Annotated in this window: 12 protein-coding genes and 2 pseudogenes; 8 read left to right on the top strand and 6 right to left on the bottom strand. The window is 59.7% G+C overall.

The window, feature by feature from the left end:
• The first annotated feature begins 181 nt into the window (after positions 1 to 181).
• Positions 182 to 1984, top strand: coding sequence for an acyl-CoA dehydrogenase (locus F0169_RS20755; protein ID WP_152747496.1), 1803 nt, complete (start codon positions 182 to 184; stop codon positions 1982 to 1984).
• 11 nt (positions 1985 to 1995) lie between these two features.
• Here F0169_RS20755 and F0169_RS20750 read toward each other — a convergent pair whose 3' ends face one another.
• Together F0169_RS20750 and F0169_RS20745 are read right to left on the bottom strand one after the other, a co-directional pair.
• Positions 1996 to 2289 (bottom strand): cell division protein ZapA, encoded by a 294-nt coding sequence (locus F0169_RS20750; RefSeq protein WP_058411785.1) that lies wholly within the window; start codon positions 2287 to 2289, stop codon positions 1996 to 1998.
• A complete protein-coding gene (locus tag F0169_RS20745; protein WP_058411786.1) occupies positions 2286 to 2516 on the bottom strand; it encodes a hypothetical protein in 231 nt (76 codons plus the stop codon). Before F0169_RS20745 ends, F0169_RS20750 begins: the two co-directional genes overlap by 4 nt.
• Positions 2517 to 2755: 239 nt before the next feature.
• Between F0169_RS20745 and F0169_RS28500 the strand changes: the two are divergent.
• The 6 genes and pseudogenes from F0169_RS28500 to F0169_RS20720 form a co-directional block, all read left to right on the top strand.
• Positions 2756 to 3565: pseudogene (locus F0169_RS28500) on the top strand (MCP four helix bundle domain-containing protein); the annotation flags it as partial.
• Complete coding sequence (locus tag F0169_RS28495) at positions 3548 to 4420, top strand: methyl-accepting chemotaxis protein (RefSeq protein ID WP_425274309.1); 873 nt, start codon at positions 3548 to 3550, stop codon at positions 4418 to 4420. The pseudogene F0169_RS28500 and the gene F0169_RS28495, both read left to right, overlap by 18 nt.
• A 232-nt stretch (positions 4421 to 4652) precedes the next feature.
• Entirely contained in the window at positions 4653 to 6395 is a 1743-nt protein-coding gene (locus F0169_RS20735; RefSeq protein ID WP_058411788.1) for a potassium/proton antiporter, read from the top strand.
• Between the two features lie 57 nt (positions 6396 to 6452).
• Positions 6453 to 9835 (top strand): annotated as a pseudogene (gene mscK / locus F0169_RS20730) (mechanosensitive channel MscK).
• 48 nt (positions 9836 to 9883) lie between these two features.
• Entirely contained in the window at positions 9884 to 11347 is a 1464-nt protein-coding gene (selO, locus tag F0169_RS20725; RefSeq protein WP_172979501.1) for a protein adenylyltransferase SelO, read from the top strand.
• Between the two features lie 11 nt (positions 11348 to 11358).
• Complete coding sequence (locus tag F0169_RS20720) at positions 11359 to 11928, top strand: GNAT family N-acetyltransferase (protein WP_152747494.1); 570 nt, start codon at positions 11359 to 11361, stop codon at positions 11926 to 11928.
• Here F0169_RS20720 and F0169_RS20715 read toward each other — a convergent pair.
• The gene (locus F0169_RS20715; protein ID WP_058411791.1) at positions 11921 to 12322 is read right to left on the bottom strand and encodes a helix-turn-helix domain-containing protein; all 402 of its coding nucleotides are present in this window, start codon (positions 12320 to 12322) and stop codon (positions 11921 to 11923) included. The two genes, F0169_RS20720 and F0169_RS20715, sit on opposite strands and share 8 nt — an antisense overlap.
• Positions 12323 to 12615: 293 nt before the next feature.
• On the opposite strand from F0169_RS20715, the gene trxC reads away from it, so the two are divergent.
• Positions 12616 to 13050 (top strand): thioredoxin TrxC, encoded by a 435-nt coding sequence (gene trxC, locus F0169_RS20710; protein ID WP_099240829.1) that lies wholly within the window; start codon positions 12616 to 12618, stop codon positions 13048 to 13050.
• Positions 13051 to 13091: 41 nt separating this feature from the next.
• On the opposite strand, the gene F0169_RS20705 is transcribed toward trxC, so the two are convergent.
• The 3 genes from F0169_RS20705 to F0169_RS20690 all read right to left on the bottom strand — a co-directional run bounded on the left by F0169_RS20705 (position 13092) and on the right by F0169_RS20690 (position 15281).
• The gene (locus tag F0169_RS20705; RefSeq protein WP_152747493.1) at positions 13092 to 13322 is read right to left on the bottom strand and encodes a DUF6124 family protein; all 231 of its coding nucleotides are present in this window, start codon (positions 13320 to 13322) and stop codon (positions 13092 to 13094) included.
• 481 nt (positions 13323 to 13803) lie between these two features.
• Positions 13804 to 14025, bottom strand: a complete 222-nt coding sequence (locus tag F0169_RS20695; protein WP_122251940.1) for a DUF6124 family protein — start codon at positions 14023 to 14025, stop codon at positions 13804 to 13806.
• Positions 14026 to 14510: 485 nt separating this feature from the next.
• Positions 14511 to 15281: a ParA family protein gene (locus F0169_RS20690; protein ID WP_058411794.1), complete on the bottom strand. Its 771-nt coding sequence runs from the start codon at positions 15279 to 15281 to the stop codon at positions 14511 to 14513.
• Positions 15282 to 15571: the final 290 nt, after the last annotated feature.

The raw sequence follows: 15571 nt of genomic DNA, 5'->3' as shown, positions 1-15571 counted from the left end.
CGATGGCCGCACGCAGGCTTGCTGCGCGACAGCGCTACAAAGATGCAGTGGAGCCTCCCACAGTTGATGGCATGTCAATTCCTCGCCCATGTTTTGCCTCTGCATCACCCAGATCAATCTTGCTATCCAGCATCTATTCGCACACTTAGACTCAGGCGATTCCCTTTAAAGGTAAACCGCCATGTCCGAGACGCTGCTCAGTTCCCGCAATCTGGCTTTCGAGCTGTACGAAGTCCTCGATGCCGAGGGCCTGACCCAGCGCGAGCGGTTTGCCGAGCACAACCGCGAAACCTTCGACGCCGCCATCAGCACTGCCCGCAGCATTGCCGAGAAGTACTTTGCGCCGCACAACCGCAAAAACGACGAAAACGAACCGCGCTTTGAAGACGGCAAGGCGATTCTGATTCCCGAGGTCAAGCCAGCGGTCGACGCGTTCCTCGCGGCCGGCTTCCTCAACGCCGCGCGCAGTTTCGAGGCTGGCGGCATGCAGTTGCCGACCTTGCTCTCCCAAGCGTGCTTTGCGCACTTCCAGTCGGCCAACGCGGCGTCAACGTCCTACCCGTTCCTGACCATGGGCGCCGCCAACCTGATCGAAAGCTTCGGCACCGAAGCGCAGAAACAACGCTTCCTGCAACCGATGATCGACGGCCGTTTTTTCGGCACCATGGCCCTGACCGAGCCGCACGCCGGTTCATCCTTGTCGGATATTCGTACGCGCGCAGAGCCTGCGGCTGACGGTACTTATCGCCTCAAGGGCAACAAGATCTTCATCTCCGGCGGCGACCATTCGCTGTCAGAGAACATCGTGCACATGGTGCTGGCCAAGTTGCCGGACGCACCAGCCGGGGTTAAGGGCATTTCGCTGTTTATCGTGCCCAAATTCCTGGTCAACGACGATGGCAGCCTGGGCGCGCGTAACGATGTGCTGCTGGCCGGGCTGTTCCACAAGATGGGTTGGCGCGGCACTACATCCACCGCGCTTAACTTCGGCGATAACGGCAACTGTGTCGGCTATCTGGTGGGTAAACCGCACCAGGGCCTGAGCTGCATGTTTCAGATGATGAACGAGGCGCGCATCGGCGTCGGCATGGGCGCAGTGATGCTCGGTTACGCCGGCTACCTGTATTCCCTGGAGTACGCCCGCGAACGCCCGCAAGGTCGCCTGCCCGACAGCAAAGACCCGGCCACTGCACCGGTTTCGATCATCCAGCACGCCGATATAAAGCGCATGCTGCTGACCCAAAAGGCTTACGTGGAAGGCGCCTTTGACCTTGGCCTGTACGCCGCGCGGTTGTTCGATGACACCACCACGCTGGAAACCGACGCCGAGCGCACGCACGCCCACGAATTGCTCGACCTGCTCACGCCCATCGTCAAATCCTGGCCGTCGGAGTTCTGCCTCAAGGCCAACGAACTGGCGATTCAGATTCTTGGCGGCCACGGCTACACCCGTGAATACCCGGTGGAACAGTACTACCGCGACAACCGCCTGAACCCGATCCATGAAGGCACGCACGGCATTCAGTCGCTGGATTTGCTGGGGCGCAAGCTGGCGCAAAACGGCGGTGCCGGCTTGAAACAACTGATCCGCCTGATCGCCGAAACCGGCGCACGCGCCCAGCAATACGCGCATCTGACGGCGCTGCGAGCGCCGCTGGAACACTTGGTGGCGCGCCTGCAAAGCGTAACGCTTGGCCTGCTGACCGATCTTGCACAAGGCAAGGTCAACAGTAGCCTGGCGAATTCGGCGCTGTACTTGAAGGTGTTCGGGCACACGGTGATTGGCTGGCGCTGGCTGGAGCAGGCGATTCGCGCCGAAGAAGGCTTGGCCAAGGGCAATGCGGCCGATGTCGTCTTCTATAAAGGCAAGCTCCAGGCCGCCCGGTACTTCCTGACCTGGGAAGTGCCGAGCTGCCATCATGAACTGGCGATTCTGGAGGCACGCGATGACACGTGCCTGGGGATGCAGGATGAGTGGTTCTAACCCCTAGACGCTCACGGCTGGCCGATTGCCTTGGAGATCACATCGACCGTGGCGCTGACTTGCTCTTGGTAACGGTCGAGTTCCTGCTGGTGATGCTTTTGCATTTCGATCTGCTCGGCACACAGGTTCAGCGCGGCCAGTACCAATAATTTGTCACCGATCAGCGTCGGGTACTTTTTCTTGGTGGTGGCCAAGGAGGCCTTGAGCATGGTCACAGCGTGCATCAGGGTTTGATCTTCCCCTTGCGGCGCCTTGATCGAGTAATCCTCTCCGAGAATCGAAACGACCTTTATCCCTTCGTTCATGCGCCGACAGGACCTGCGCTCACACGCTCAACCAATGCCTGGATGCGCGCGGCCGTGGCGCCGTTTTTTTCTTCCTGCTCCATCAAGTTCAGTTGCAGGCTGTCGTTGTCGTCCTTGGCGCGGGCCAGTTCGGCCTTGAGCGATTCATTGCTGCCCAACAGGTCCTGATTCTGTTGTACCAAGTCGCTGACCAGTTGTTCCAACTGGCTGAGGGATGCTTCTAACATTTTGATTTCTCGGGCATTTTTAAAGGGCGGTGACGATAAAGAAAATTCACCTCGGATGCCAGGGTTATCCCCGGCGCGCAGCCCGATTTTTAGCCGCCGGGCCGCGCTTTCGAGCCTTAGTGACTGCAATTACCCCATCTGGTTCCTGAATCCACCCAACCCCCGGTCAGATGCGACAAAAGCGCGCGCCCCCTTAAGACTTTAGTCGCATTGCCGATAGGCCATTCACACCCCGTCTGATGGCCGCATGGATCGCGCTTCTCCCCCAGGATTCCAGCATGTCACTTCGTCATATGAATATTGCTCCAAGAGCCTTTCTCGGCTTCGCTTTTATTGGTGCACTCATGTTGTTTCTCGGTGTGTTCGCCCTGAGTCAACTGGGCAAGATGCGCAGTGCGACCCAAGACATCACCCTGAGCAGTGTGCCGAGCATTCGCGCCCTCGATGAGTTCACCCAACTGACGCTGCGCCTGCGGGTGTTGTCGTACCGGTTGCTGACTAACCGCGAGCCGGAAGTGCAGCAAAAGACCCTCGAGTCTTTTGAACTGCGCAACCAGCAAATTCGCGCCGCCCAAGGCGTCTACGAAAAACTGATCGAAGGCAACGAGGAGCGCGCCGCCTACGACGAATACGTTCGGCTGCTTGCCCAGTACCATCAGATCGAAGAGCGCATGAAAAGCCTGTCGCGCGCAGGCCAAGTGGATGCGCTGCGCGGCCTGCTGAATACCGAGTTGCTGAGCAACTCCGAGCAAGTCAACAGCGTGCTGACGCGCTTGTTGGACCTCAATAACAAGATGGTCCTGGCCACCAACCGCGACGCCGAAGACCAATACACGTCGGCGTTTTCCATGGTGGTCGGCCTGCTGATCATCGCCACGGCATTGACGATACTGTTCGCGTGGCTGCTGACCCGCAGCATCACCCTGCCAATCGCGCAGGCGCTGGAAGCGGCTGAAGCGGTGGCCGAAGGCAACCTGACGCGCCCGATCAAGGTCGACGGCAACGACGAAGCCGGCCGCCTGCTCGCCGCCATGGCCAAAATGCAGGACAAGCTGCGCGACACCCTGCAACGCATCGCAGGCTCCGCCACTCAGTTGGCCTCCGCCGCCGAAGAACTGAACGCCGTCACCGACGAAAGCGCGCGTGGCCTGACGCAGCAAAACAATGAAATCGAACAAGCCGCTACCGCCGTCAACCAGATGACCAGCGCCGTCGAAGAAGTCGCGCGCAATGCCGTCAGCACCTCCCAAGCCTCACGCGAAGCCACCACTTCTGCCGGTGATGGCCGCGACCTGGTGCAAGAAACCGTCAGCGCGATCGAACGTATGAGCGGCGAAGTGCAAGCCACCGCGACCTTGATCAGCGACCTGGCGAATGAGTCGCGTGATATTGGCAAAGTGCTCGACGTGATTCGCGGCCTGGCCGACCAGACCAACCTGCTGGCGCTCAACGCAGCGATTGAGGCAGCGCGCGCGGGCGAAGCGGGCCGTGGTTTTGCCGTGGTTGCAGATGAAGTGCGGGCGTTGGCCCATCGCACCCAGCAATCGACCAGCGAAATCGAGCGGATGATCGGCAGCATTCAATCCGGCACCGAACACGCCGTGGACTCGATGCGTAACAGCACCGAGCGCGCGGAGTCGACGCTGAGCATCGCCAAAGGTGCAGGTTTGTCGCTGGATACCATTAACACGGCGATTACGGAGATCAACGAGCGCAACTTGATGATCGCCAGCGCAGCCGAAGAACAAGCGCAAGTGGCGCGGGAAGTGGACCGCAACCTGGTGAATATTCGGGATCTGTCGGTGCAATCGGCGACCGGCGCCAGCCAAACCAGTGCAGCGAGCAATGAGTTGTCGCGCTTGGCGGTGGATTTGAACGGGATGGTCGGCCGCTTTCGCCTATAACTGACGCCTCGGCAAAAAATGTGCGAGCGGGCTTGCTCGCGATAGCGGCGTGTCAGATAAGTATTTCTCAACTGACACAGCGCAATCGCGAGCAAGCCAGCTCGCACATTTGGATCTGTGCGATTCAGAAAAACCTTTTTGACAGCACAGCAATTCAACAGGTTAGAATCGCTGGCACGCAGACTGCATGGTCAGTTTGTGCCCGTCTTTCCTGCTCATGGAGTACTGCCCTTTGAATGCGACAACCATCAACAGCCTGTTCTTGATCGGCGCGTTGCTGGTGAGTGCGAGCATTCTGGTCAGTTCTTTATCGTCGCGCCTGGGCATCCCGATCCTGGTGATCATCCTGGCCGTGGGCATGATCGCCGGCGTCGATGGCGGCGGCATCATCTTTGATAATTACCCAACCGCCTACCTGGTGGGCAACCTCGCCCTGGCCGTGATTTTGCTCGACGGCGGCCTGCGCACACGCGTTGCCAGTTTCCGCGTGGCACTGTGGCCGGCGTTGTCGCTGGCCACGGTGGGCGTATTGATCACCACCGGCCTCACCGGCATGGCGGCCGCCTGGCTGTTCAACCTCAATATCATTCAAGGCTTGCTGATCGGCGCTATCGTCGGCTCCACAGACGCCGCCGCGGTGTTCTCGCTGCTCGGCGGCAAAGGCCTGAACGAGCGGGTCACCGCCAGCCTGGAAATCGAATCCGGCAGCAACGACCCGATGGCGGTGTTCCTCACCGTCACCCTGATCGACATGCTCGCCAGCGGCCAGACCGGTTTGCACTGGAGCCTGCTGACGCACTTGGTGCGCGAATTCGGCATCGGCGGCGTCGTGGGCCTCGGCGGCGGCTGGCTGATGCTGCAGATGGTCAACCGCATCAACCTGGCCAACGGCCTTTATCCGATCCTGGTAATCGCCGGTGGCCTGTTCGTGTTCGCCCTGACCAACGCCCTGCACGGCAGCGGCTTCCTCGCCGTGTACCTGTGCGGCCTGGTGATCGGCAACCGGCCGGTGCGCAGCCGTCATGGCATTTTGCACATGCTCGACGGCATGGCCTGGCTGGCGCAAATCGGCATGTTCCTGGTGCTGGGCTTGCTGGTCACGCCGCATGACTTGCTGCCCATCGCGCTGCCGGCATTGGGCCTGGCGCTGTGGATGATCCTGTTTGCGCGGCCGCTGTCGGTGATGATCGGCCTGCTGCCGTTCAAGGCGTTCCACGGTCGCGAAAAAGCCTTTATCGCCTGGGTCGGGCTGCGCGGCGCGGTGCCGATCATTCTGGCGGTGTTCCCGCTGATGGCCGGCCTGCCCCATGCGCAGTTGTACTTCAACCTGGCCTTTTTTATCGTGCTGGTCTCGCTGCTGGTACAAGGCACCAGCCTGCCGTGGGTGGCCAAGCTGTTGAAAGTGACCGTACCGCCAGACCCCGCGCCGATTTCCCGCGCGGCCCTGGAAGTGCACGTTACCAGCGAGTGGGAGCTGTTCGTGTACCGCCTTGGCGCGGAAAAATGGTGCATCGGCGCGGCCCTGCGAGAGCTGAAAATGCCCGAAGGTACGCGCATCGCCGCGCTGTTTCGTGGCCAGCAACTGCTCCATCCGTCGGGTAGTACGGTGTTGGAAGTGGATGATTTGCTCTGCGTCATCGGCCACGAACACAACCTGCCGGCGTTGGGCAAACTGTTCAGCCAGGCACCGCAACGCGGCCTCGACCTGCGCTTTTTTGGCGACTTTGTACTCGAAGGCGACGCGCAATTGGGCGCGGTTTCCGCCCTGTATGGCCTCAAGCTCGAAGGGATCGACCCGGACATGCCACTGAGCCGCTTCATCACGCAAAAAGTCGGCGGCGCGCCCGTGGTGGGCGATCAGGTAGAGTGGAACAACACCCTGTGGACCGTCGCGGTCATGGACGGGAACAAGATCGGAAAAGTCGGCGTCAAATTCCCCGAAGGAAGTCGTCCAGGGCCTGGGCTCTTCCTCTAAACTGCGGGGCTACGGCGTCACGCCCCCCACCTTCTTTACCTTGCTCGACCGGTAACCATGACGACTTTGCGCACTTTTTTAGCCACTGCCCTGCTCGGCCTGACGCTTTGTGTCGCAGCGTTTACGCTGCCGACCCGCCCAGCGCCGAGGCTATCCAGCAATCTTTGGACAAGCTGCCTGACCGCAAGCTGCCCGACGCCGACATGAAGGCGTTGCAATCCATTCTGCAGCAAACCCTGACCTTCTTGGGCAACAAGCAGGATTACGAGCAACGCCTCACCGACCTCAAGCACCAGTTGGCCGATGCACCGCGCGAGGCCACCGAAAACCAGCGTGATCTGGTGCGGCTAAAAGCCACCAAGATCACCCCGGTCGCACAGCGCTACGCAACGCTCGCGGTGCCGCAGCTTGAGCAACTATTGGTGCAGCGCACCACCCAGCAAGGCGATCTGCAAAAAGAGTTGGCCGACGCCAACAGCCTGACCATCGCGGCGCAAACCCGCCCCGAGCGCGCGCAAACCGAAATCAGCAGCAGCCAAACGCGCATCCAGCAGATCAATTCGATCCTCAAGGCGGGTAAAGACAACGGCAAAGCCATCAGTGGCGACCAGCGCAACCAGCTGAATGCTGAACTCGCCGCGCTGAATGCGCTGATCCCCCTGCGCCGCCAGGAGCTGGCCGGCAACAGCCAACTGCAAGACCTCGGTAACAGCCGGCACGATCTGATCCAGGAACGCACCTCGCGCCTGGAGCAAGAGATTCAAGACCTGCAAACCCTGATCAACCAGAAGCGCCTGGCCCAGTCTCAGCAGACCGTTACCCAGCAGTCCATCGAAGCGCAAAAGTCCGGCGGCAGCAGCATTCTGGCTGCGGAAAGCGCGGCTAACCTGAAACTCTCCGACTACCTGCTCAGAAGCACCGACCGGCTTAACGACCTGACCCAGAAAAACCTGCAGACCAAGCAGCAACTGGACACCGTGACCCAAAGCGACTCGGCGCTGGACGAGCAGATCAACGTGCTCAAGGGCAGCCTGCTGCTCTCCAAGATCCTCTATAAACAGAAACAAGCGCTGCCGCGCCTTACCGTCGACCGCGACCTGGCCGACGACATCGCCAACATTCGCCTGTACCAGTTCGAGGTTAACCAACAGCGCGAGTTGATCAGCTCGCCGAGCGCCTATGTGGATAACTTGCTGGCCAACCAGCCGCCGGAAGACGTCACCCCGCAACTGCGCCGTACTCTGCTGGAGCTGGCAATCACCCGCAGCGACCTGCTCGAGCGCCTGAGCCGTGAACTGAGCGCACTGCTTAACGAATCGATCACCCTGCAACTCAACCAGAAACAACTGCTGAGCACCGCCAGTACGCTGCGCGCGACCCTCGACGAGCAAATGTTCTGGATACCCAGCAACAAGCCGCTGGACACCGAGTGGCTGGAAACCGTACCGGCGCACCTGAGCAAGCAAGTCACCACGCTGCCATGGGCCTCCAGCGTCAGCGAACTGTATGACGGCCTGACCCAGCGCCCGCTGCTGTTTTTGCCGCTGCTGCTGTTGATTGGCGTGTTGTTGTGGCGGCGCAAAGCGCTGTACCAGCGCCTCAACAAAGTCCACCTCGACATCGGCCACTTCAAGCGCGACAGCCAGTGGCATACACCGCAGGCCATCCTGATCAATATTTTGCTGGCGATGCCAGTGTCGCTGGGCCTCGCGCTGTGCGGCTACGCATTGCAGATCGACGCCCGTGGGCAAAACGCCAACCTCGGCGCGGCGCTGCTGCAAATCGCCCAGGCGTGGCTGGTGTTCTACACCGCTTATCGCATTCTGGCGCCGGGTGGCGTGGCGGAACTGCACTTCCGTTGGGAAAAGCCCCAGGTCGAGTTCCTGCAAGGCTGGGTACGCAAACTCGGGCTGGTGGTGTTGGCCCTGGTGGCCGTGGTGGCAATCGCCGAACACCAACCGGCGGCGCTGGCCGACGATGTGCTGGGTATCGGCGTGGTACTTACCTGCTACGCGTTGATGGCTTGGCTGCTGGGCCGCCTGTTGCTGCACAGCCCGGCCCATGAAAAGGCCTCGCTGTTTCGTAAAGCCGTGGGCCTGATGTTTACCGCCCTGCCCGTCGCGCTGTTTATCGCCGTGTGTTTTGGCTATTACTACACCGCACTCAAACTCAGCGACCGCTTGATCAACACCCTGTACCTGCTGATGTTCTGGCTGGTGATCGAAGCCACATTTGTGCGCGGCCTCGGGGTTGCCGCACGGCGCCTGGCCTATGCGCGCGCCTTGGCCAAACGCCAGGCCGCCAAGGAAGCCGGTGACGGTGAAGCCGTGATCGAGGAGCCGACGCTGGACATCGAACAGGTCAACGAACAGTCCATGCGCCTGATCCGCCTGGCCTTGCTCGGCGGCTTTATCGCGGCGCTGTACTGGGTGTGGAAAGACCTGATCACGGTGTTCTCCTACCTCGACAACGTGACCCTCTACGAATACACCAGCGGCACCGGCGCCAATATCAGCATGGTGCCGATCAGCATCGGCGACTTGCTCGGCGCCTCGATCATCGTCGGCATCACCTTTGCCCTGGCGCGCAACCTGCCCGGCTTGCTGGAAGTGTTGGTGCTGTCCAAACTGGATCTGGCCCAAGGCAGCGCCTACGCGACCACCACCTTGCTGTCGTATGTGATTGCCGGTGTCGGCTTCGTCTCAACCCTGTCGACCCTCGGCGTGAGCTGGGACAAGTTGCAATGGCTGGTGGCGGCGCTCTCGGTGGGGTTGGGCTTCGGGATGCAGGAGATCTTTGCCAACTTCATCTCCGGCATCATGATCCTGTTCGAGCGCCCGGTGCGCATCGGCGACACCATCACCATCGGCAACCTGTCGGGCACGGTGAGCAAGATCCGCATCCGCGCCACCACCATCACCGACTTCGACCGCAAAGACATCATTGTCCCGAACAAAACCTTCATCACCGGGCAACTGATCAACTGGTCGCTGACCGACACCATCACCCGCGTCACCCTGAAACTCGGCGTGGACTACGGCTCCGACCTGGACCTGGTGAAAGAGCTGTTGCTCAAGGCCGCGAGGGAAAACCCACGGGTGTTGAAAGACCCGGAACCCCACGTTTACTTCCTCAACTTCGGCGAAAGCACCCTCGACCACGAGCTGCGCATGCACGTGCGTGACCTCGGCGACCGCAACCCGGTACTGGATGAGGTCAACCGCTACATCAACCGTGAGTTCAAGAAACAGCACATCAACATCTCGTTCCGGCAGATGGAGGTGTACCTCAAGAACATGCACGGTCAGGAATACAAACTGGTGCCGGCCGAGGACGAGCGCAAAACCATCGTCGGCCCTGCGGTTGTGCAGGACGCCCCCGAGCCGCCCGCCGGCAAAGTCGAAGATGCACCGGAACCGCCACCGAGCAAACTCGACTAAACGCCCTATCCCCAGCAGAATGCTCAAACATTCTGCTGGAGATGGCCGGTGAAAGCCCTCGACGAACTGACCTTCGACAACCGCTTCGCACGCCTCGGCGACGCGTTCTCAACCCACGTACTGCCTGAGCCCCTCGACGAGCCGCACCTTGTAGCGGCGAGCAGCGCCGCCCTGGCCCTGCTCGACCTAGACCCGGCCGTGGCCGAAACGCCGGTGTTCGCCGAACTGTTCAGCGGGCACACACTGTGGGCCGACGCCGAGCCGCGTGCGATGGTCTATTCCGGGCATCAGTTCGGCGGCTACAGCCCGCAATTGGGCGATGGCCGTGGGTTGTTGCTCGGCGAGGTCTATAACGCAGCTGGCGAACACTGGGACCTGCACCTCAAAGGCGCCGGCATGACGCCTTACTCGCGCATGGGCGATGGCCGCGCGGTGCTGCGCTCTTCGATTCGCGAGTTTTTAGCCTCTGAAGCGCTGCATGCGCTGGGTATTCCCAGCAGCCGCGCGGCCTGCGTGATCGGCTCCAGCACCCCGGTGTGGCGCGAGAAACAGGAACGCGGCGCGATGGTGCTGCGCTTGGCGCCCAGCCATATTCGCTTCGGCCATTTCGAGTATTTCTACTACACCAAAAAACCCGAGCAGCAGGCCGAGTTGGCCAAACACGTGTTGAACCTTCACTACCCCGAGTGCCGCGAACAGCCAGAACCCTACCTGGCGATGTTCCGCGAGATCGTCGAGCGCAACGCCGAAATGATCGCAAAATGGCAGGCCTATGGCTTCTGCCACGGCGTTATGAACACCGACAATATGTCGATCCTCGGCATCACTTTCGACTTCGGGCCGTTCGCGTTTCTGGATGACTTTGACGCGCACTTCATCTGCAACCACTCCGATCATGAAGGGCGCTACTCGTTCAGCAATCAGGTGCCCATCGGGCAGTGGAACCTCAGCGCATTGGCCCAGGCGCTGACGCCGTTTATCAGCGTCGATGCTTTGAAGGAGGCGCTTGGCCTGTACCTGCCGCTGTACCAGGCGCATTACCTGGATTTGATGCGCCGCCGGCTCGGCCTCACCACCGCTGAAGACGATGACCAGGCACTGCTGGAGCGCTTGCTCAAACTGATGCAGAACAGCGGCGTCGACTACACGCTGTTCTTCCGCCGCCTGGGCGATGAACCGGCAGCGCTGGCCGTGACGAAGCTGCGCGATGACTTCGTCGACCTCGCCGGTTTTGATGCCTGGGCCGAGCTGTACACCGCCCGCGTAGCCCGCGACGGCGACAGCGACGAGGCAAAACGCCGTGCGCGCATGCACGCGGTGAACCCGCTGTACATCCTGCGCAATTACCTGGCGCAAAACGCGATTGCTGCCGCCGAGTCAGGCGATTACAGCGAAGTACGCCGGCTGCATGAGGTGCTGAGCAAGCCGTTTGAAGAGCAACCGGGCATGGAGCAATACGCCCAGCGGCCGCCGGATTGGGGCAAGCATTTGGAAATTAGCTGTTCGTCATAAGGAGACGCTCGATGAAGCTTTCGGACATCCCGGCAGGGCTATTACGCGGTACGCGCCTGCACCTTGCGGCACCGGCACTCGACAGAGTGTCGGCCATGCATCGCCTGATCAGCGATTTCAGCCAACCCCACGCTGAGTTTTTGATGTGGGCGAATGGCACCGCCAGCCTGGAAGATGCCCGCACCACTATGCAAACGGCTGTGGATAACTTCAGCGCCGATAAGACCGAATACACGTTTTTGATTATCGAAAACAGCTCCGACGCGCTGGTCGGCTGCATCAGCCTGTTTATTCACGACCTGCGCATTCCTTACCTGGAAATAGGCTACTGGATTGGCAGCGCCAGCATGGGTAAAGGCTACGCCAGCGAAGCGTGCGCCTTGGTGCGAAACATCGCTGTGGAGTTCTTCAACGCCAAGCGAATCGCACTCACCACGGCCGCGCGAAACACTCGCAGCATTAGAGTGGCAGAACGTTGCGGGTTTGAACGTGAGGCAGTGCTTTCGAATGCGCGGATCGATAAAGCCGGCGTGGTTGATGACACCTGTGTGTATGTGTTCAAAGGTGCCTCGGCTAAATAAAGGTCTCCACCGACACGCCAAACCGCTCGGCCAGCCAGCGAATTTGCCGCACGTTCAGCTGGCGCTTGCCGCTCAACACCTCGGAGACGACCGATTGGGCGCCAACCCCTGGCAGGTCGCTCTGGTTCAAACCGTGCTCGCGCATCATTGCGCGCAGCACGTCGACACCACTGGCAACAGGCATCGGGCGATGCTCAAGATCGTAAGCTTCGATCCAGTCGCTGAGGATGTCCACCAAGCTCATCAGCGGATTTGATTCCTCCTCACCGACCAGGTCCAGCAGTTCGTCGAGAGCAATTACCAGTAGGTCGTAATCCGCCTCGTTTTTTGGCTTGCGCAGCAAAGGTGAAACAAATTGCCAATGTTCAGCAGCGAGCCGGATGAGTGCGCTCATCTGATTTTCTCCTTCCAATTGTGTTGTTACCAGATTCTTTTCTCGCTGATCACTCGCATGCAACATCCTTATCGCATCTTGCTATGAAGGTTAAACCTGAATTCGAACTATCGCAATTTGCTATATTCGCAAACAGACGGATGGCGCAAAACAGGACAAGCTCCAACAGCCTAGATAGGCGATCTCACATCAGCTTGGGTAAACTGTGAGTGGATGAGTCGTTTGCTGCACACCTTGATAAACCCGCTCGCCGACTCCAAGTTCACTCCATGGCCAATTCCAAGGAGCCCCCGATGTCCGAACCTCTTGTCATCCCCTGCCCGCATTGCAACGGCCTCAACCGCATCCCCGGCGAACGCCTGAGCGATGCGCCCAAGTGCGGGCGGTGCAAGCAGCCGGTGTTGTTGAGCAAACCTTTTGAGCTGAAACAGGGCGACTACGCCAGCCAGATCAAGGGCGACCTGCCGTTGCTGGTGGATGTGTGGGCCGAGTGGTGTGGGCCATGCAAGTCGTTTGCGCCGGTGTTTGAACAGGCGGCTGGGCAACTGGCGGGCAGGTGCCGGCTGGCCAAGCTCGACAGCGAGGCCAATCAGCAACTGTCGGCGCAGTTGGGGATTCGTTCGATCCCCAGTTTGATTCTGTTCAAGAACGGCCGCGAAGTGGCGCGCCAGAGCGGGGCGTTTGCGCTGGCGCAGTTGATGAGCTGGCTGCGTAGCCAAGGTGTCTAGTGTGGGAGGCGATTTGCTGCCTCCCACATTTCAAGCGCGTTTTACCTTGAGGCTGCGGGGGTTTCGCGGTCCATTATCTGGCCTACCAGCATGACGCCGAGCTCGCTCAATTGATGAATCGCCAGGGCCACGTCGCGGTGTTCGCCGGTGAGGTTGTTGGACAGGTTGAGTAACAGCGTGCGGACGGACGAAAAGGTTTCGTAACTGTTGAGCACGAGGGTTTCGGTGGGTAGGTTGGGGGTGATGCTGAAAAGATTGGTAGCTTTGGACATATTCGATGTTCCCGCTTAGGGCTGCGAATACTTCGCTACTAAACGAAGGGTGGCAGCTGTACGCAGGTTAGTAGACCGGGGAACATCGAAAAGACCGGCGCACCCGAAAGTGCCCTGCGCACAGCCACCATCAAAGATGGAGCTTGTACTCTTTAAGATGTTCTGCAGGCTACTAAACCCGATCACTGAACATTCAGTGACCGGAGAACCTTAGAGACGCCCATCCAGACGCACAAGCCGGGCGATTCTGGCTTATCTGTAGGCAATGAGACAAGGCACACCCCTGTTTGCCAGACCCTTCCTACACCTCGCGTGGGATAACGCCAAAGCGCCCGCAGGAATGCGGTCAACATGTGGGAGAAAGGCCGCGAAGTGCGCGCCAGAGCGGGGCGTTTCCTCTAGCGCAGTTGATGAGCTGGCTGCGTAGCCAAGGTGTCTAGTGTGGGAGGCGGTTTGCTGCCTCCCACATTTCAAGCGCGTTTTACCTTGAGGCTGCGGGGGTTTCGCGGTCCATTATCTGGCCTACCAGCATGACGCCGAGTTCGCTCAATTGATGAATCGCCAGGGCCACGTCGCGGTGTTCGCCGGTTAGGTCGTTGGACAGGTTGAGTAACAGCGTGCGGACGGAAGAGAACGTTTCGTAACTGTTGAGCACGAGGGTTTCGGTGGGGAGGTTGGGTGCAACGGTATAAAGGTTAACCATGGATCGTCTCCGAGCGGGAGCCGCAACCAGCCGCTACTAAACGGAGGGTGGCAGCTGTACGCAGGTTAGTAGACCGGGGAGACGCAACCGGCGCGCTCGAAAGCGCCCTTCGTACAGCCACCATCACGTTCAGGAAAGTCCTGACCGAAGAGTTGCTGTACGCCTCACCACGGGCTACTAAACCCGATCACTGAACATTCAGTGACCGGAGAACCTTAGAGACGCCCATCCAGACGCACAAGCCGGGCGATTCTGGCTTATCTGTAGGCAATGAGACAAGGCACACCCCTGTTTGCCAGACCCTTCCTACACCTCGCGTGGGATAACGCCAAAGCGCCTGCAGGAATGCGGTCAACATGTGGGAGCTGGCTTGCCTGCGATGGCATCACCTCGGTCTAACAGAAATACCGGGGTGCCTGCATCGCGAGCAAGCCCGGCTCCCACACAAGCCCGTTCCCACCGTGGGTTGGGTGTTGCGCTTTAAATCATGCGTTTTCGAGCAGGTTATGTAACTCCACAAACTGCTGCGTCAGCTTATGCCGCGGGTCCAGGTGAATCAGCGGCTTGTTCTGCTGGTGCGACTCGCGCATGCGCACCGAGCTGGCCAGGTACACCGGGAGCACCGGCAACCCTTCGGCAATCAACTCGTCGAGCATCTGCTGCGGCAGGCTCGCGCGGGCCTGGAACTGGTTGACCACAATGCCCTCCACTTCGAGGCCTTCGTTGTGGTCTTCCTTCAATTCTTCGATCTCAGCCAGCAGGCCGTACAGCGCCTGACGCGAGAAGCTGTCGCAATCGAAGGGGATCAGCACACGATCAGCGGCGATCAGTGCCGAAACCGCGTAAAAATTCAATGCCGGCGGTGTATCCAGGTAGATCCGGTCGTAATCTTCGCTCAACTCGTCCAGCAGCTTTCGCAGCTTGTTGATCTTGTGCTTGGCCTCAAGCTTGGGCTGCAAGTCGGCAAGCTCCGCCGTGGCGGTGATCACGTGCAGGTTGTCGAAGGGGGTTTCGTAAATATCCACCCGGTTCTTCTTCGAAAACGGACCACTGGACAGGGTTTGCTTGAAGAATTCCGCAATGCCCATCGGTATATCGTTGCCGGTAAGACCGGTGAGGTACTGGGTTGAGTTGGCTTGTGCATCGAGGTCCACCAACAGGGTTCTGTAGCCTTCACTGGCGCTGACCGCCGCCAGGTTGCAGGCAATGCTGGACTTGCCAACGCCGCCTTTTTGATTGAACACCACGCGCCGCATGGAAAAACCTCCGCGTTTCAATGAATGTTCGAGTGTAGAGGGCAAAAGCGCCTGCTAGCTACCTCGTTTATGCATGCACTGCTGCAGTGTGCGGCCAGATTCGCAGTCACTGTGCTACGGCTCTGACAGATCAAAAGGAATAGTCCTATAACCCCACCAGGTGTGCAGTAGCGGACAATCTATAAATCGTTCGCTAAAAATTGTAATCAGCTGTGAATAATTCTTTACCAAAGTTTGCTAGAACCCCGCAGCACCGGGATAATGCGCGCCATTCGGCCATTGCTCGCTGT

Source organism: Pseudomonas kitaguniensis (genome assembly GCF_009296165.1).
In the GTDB taxonomy this organism is placed as follows: domain Bacteria; phylum Pseudomonadota; class Gammaproteobacteria; order Pseudomonadales; family Pseudomonadaceae; genus Aquipseudomonas; species Aquipseudomonas kitaguniensis.
The sequence above is the reverse complement of the archived record's forward strand: the minus strand, read 5'-3'. Positions and strand labels throughout refer to the sequence as shown.

Coding starts and splice junctions, on each gene's coding strand:
- F0169_RS20750 (WP_058411785.1), bottom strand. CDS start 2,289: ATGAACGAAGGGATAAAGGTCGTTTCGATTCTCGGAGAGGATTACTCG.
- F0169_RS20720 (WP_152747494.1), top strand. CDS start 11,359: ATGAAGCTTTCGGACATCCCGGCAGGGCTATTACGCGGTACGCGCCTG.
- F0169_RS28495 (WP_425274309.1), top strand. CDS start 3,548: ATGGCCAAAATGCAGGACAAGCTGCGCGACACCCTGCAACGCATCGCA.
- F0169_RS20715 (WP_058411791.1), bottom strand. CDS start 12,322: ATGAGCGCACTCATCCGGCTCGCTGCTGAACATTGGCAATTTGTTTCA.
- F0169_RS20695 (WP_122251940.1), bottom strand. CDS start 14,025: ATGGTTAACCTTTATACCGTTGCACCCAACCTCCCCACCGAAACCCTC.
- F0169_RS20745 (WP_058411786.1), bottom strand. CDS start 2,516: ATGTTAGAAGCATCCCTCAGCCAGTTGGAACAACTGGTCAGCGACTTG.
- F0169_RS20705 (WP_152747493.1), bottom strand. CDS start 13,322: ATGTCCAAAGCTACCAATCTTTTCAGCATCACCCCCAACCTACCCACC.
- trxC (WP_099240829.1), top strand. CDS start 12,616: ATGTCCGAACCTCTTGTCATCCCCTGCCCGCATTGCAACGGCCTCAAC.
- F0169_RS20690 (WP_058411794.1), bottom strand. CDS start 15,281: ATGCGGCGCGTGGTGTTCAATCAAAAAGGCGGCGTTGGCAAGTCCAGC.
- F0169_RS20755 (WP_152747496.1), top strand. CDS start 182: ATGTCCGAGACGCTGCTCAGTTCCCGCAATCTGGCTTTCGAGCTGTAC.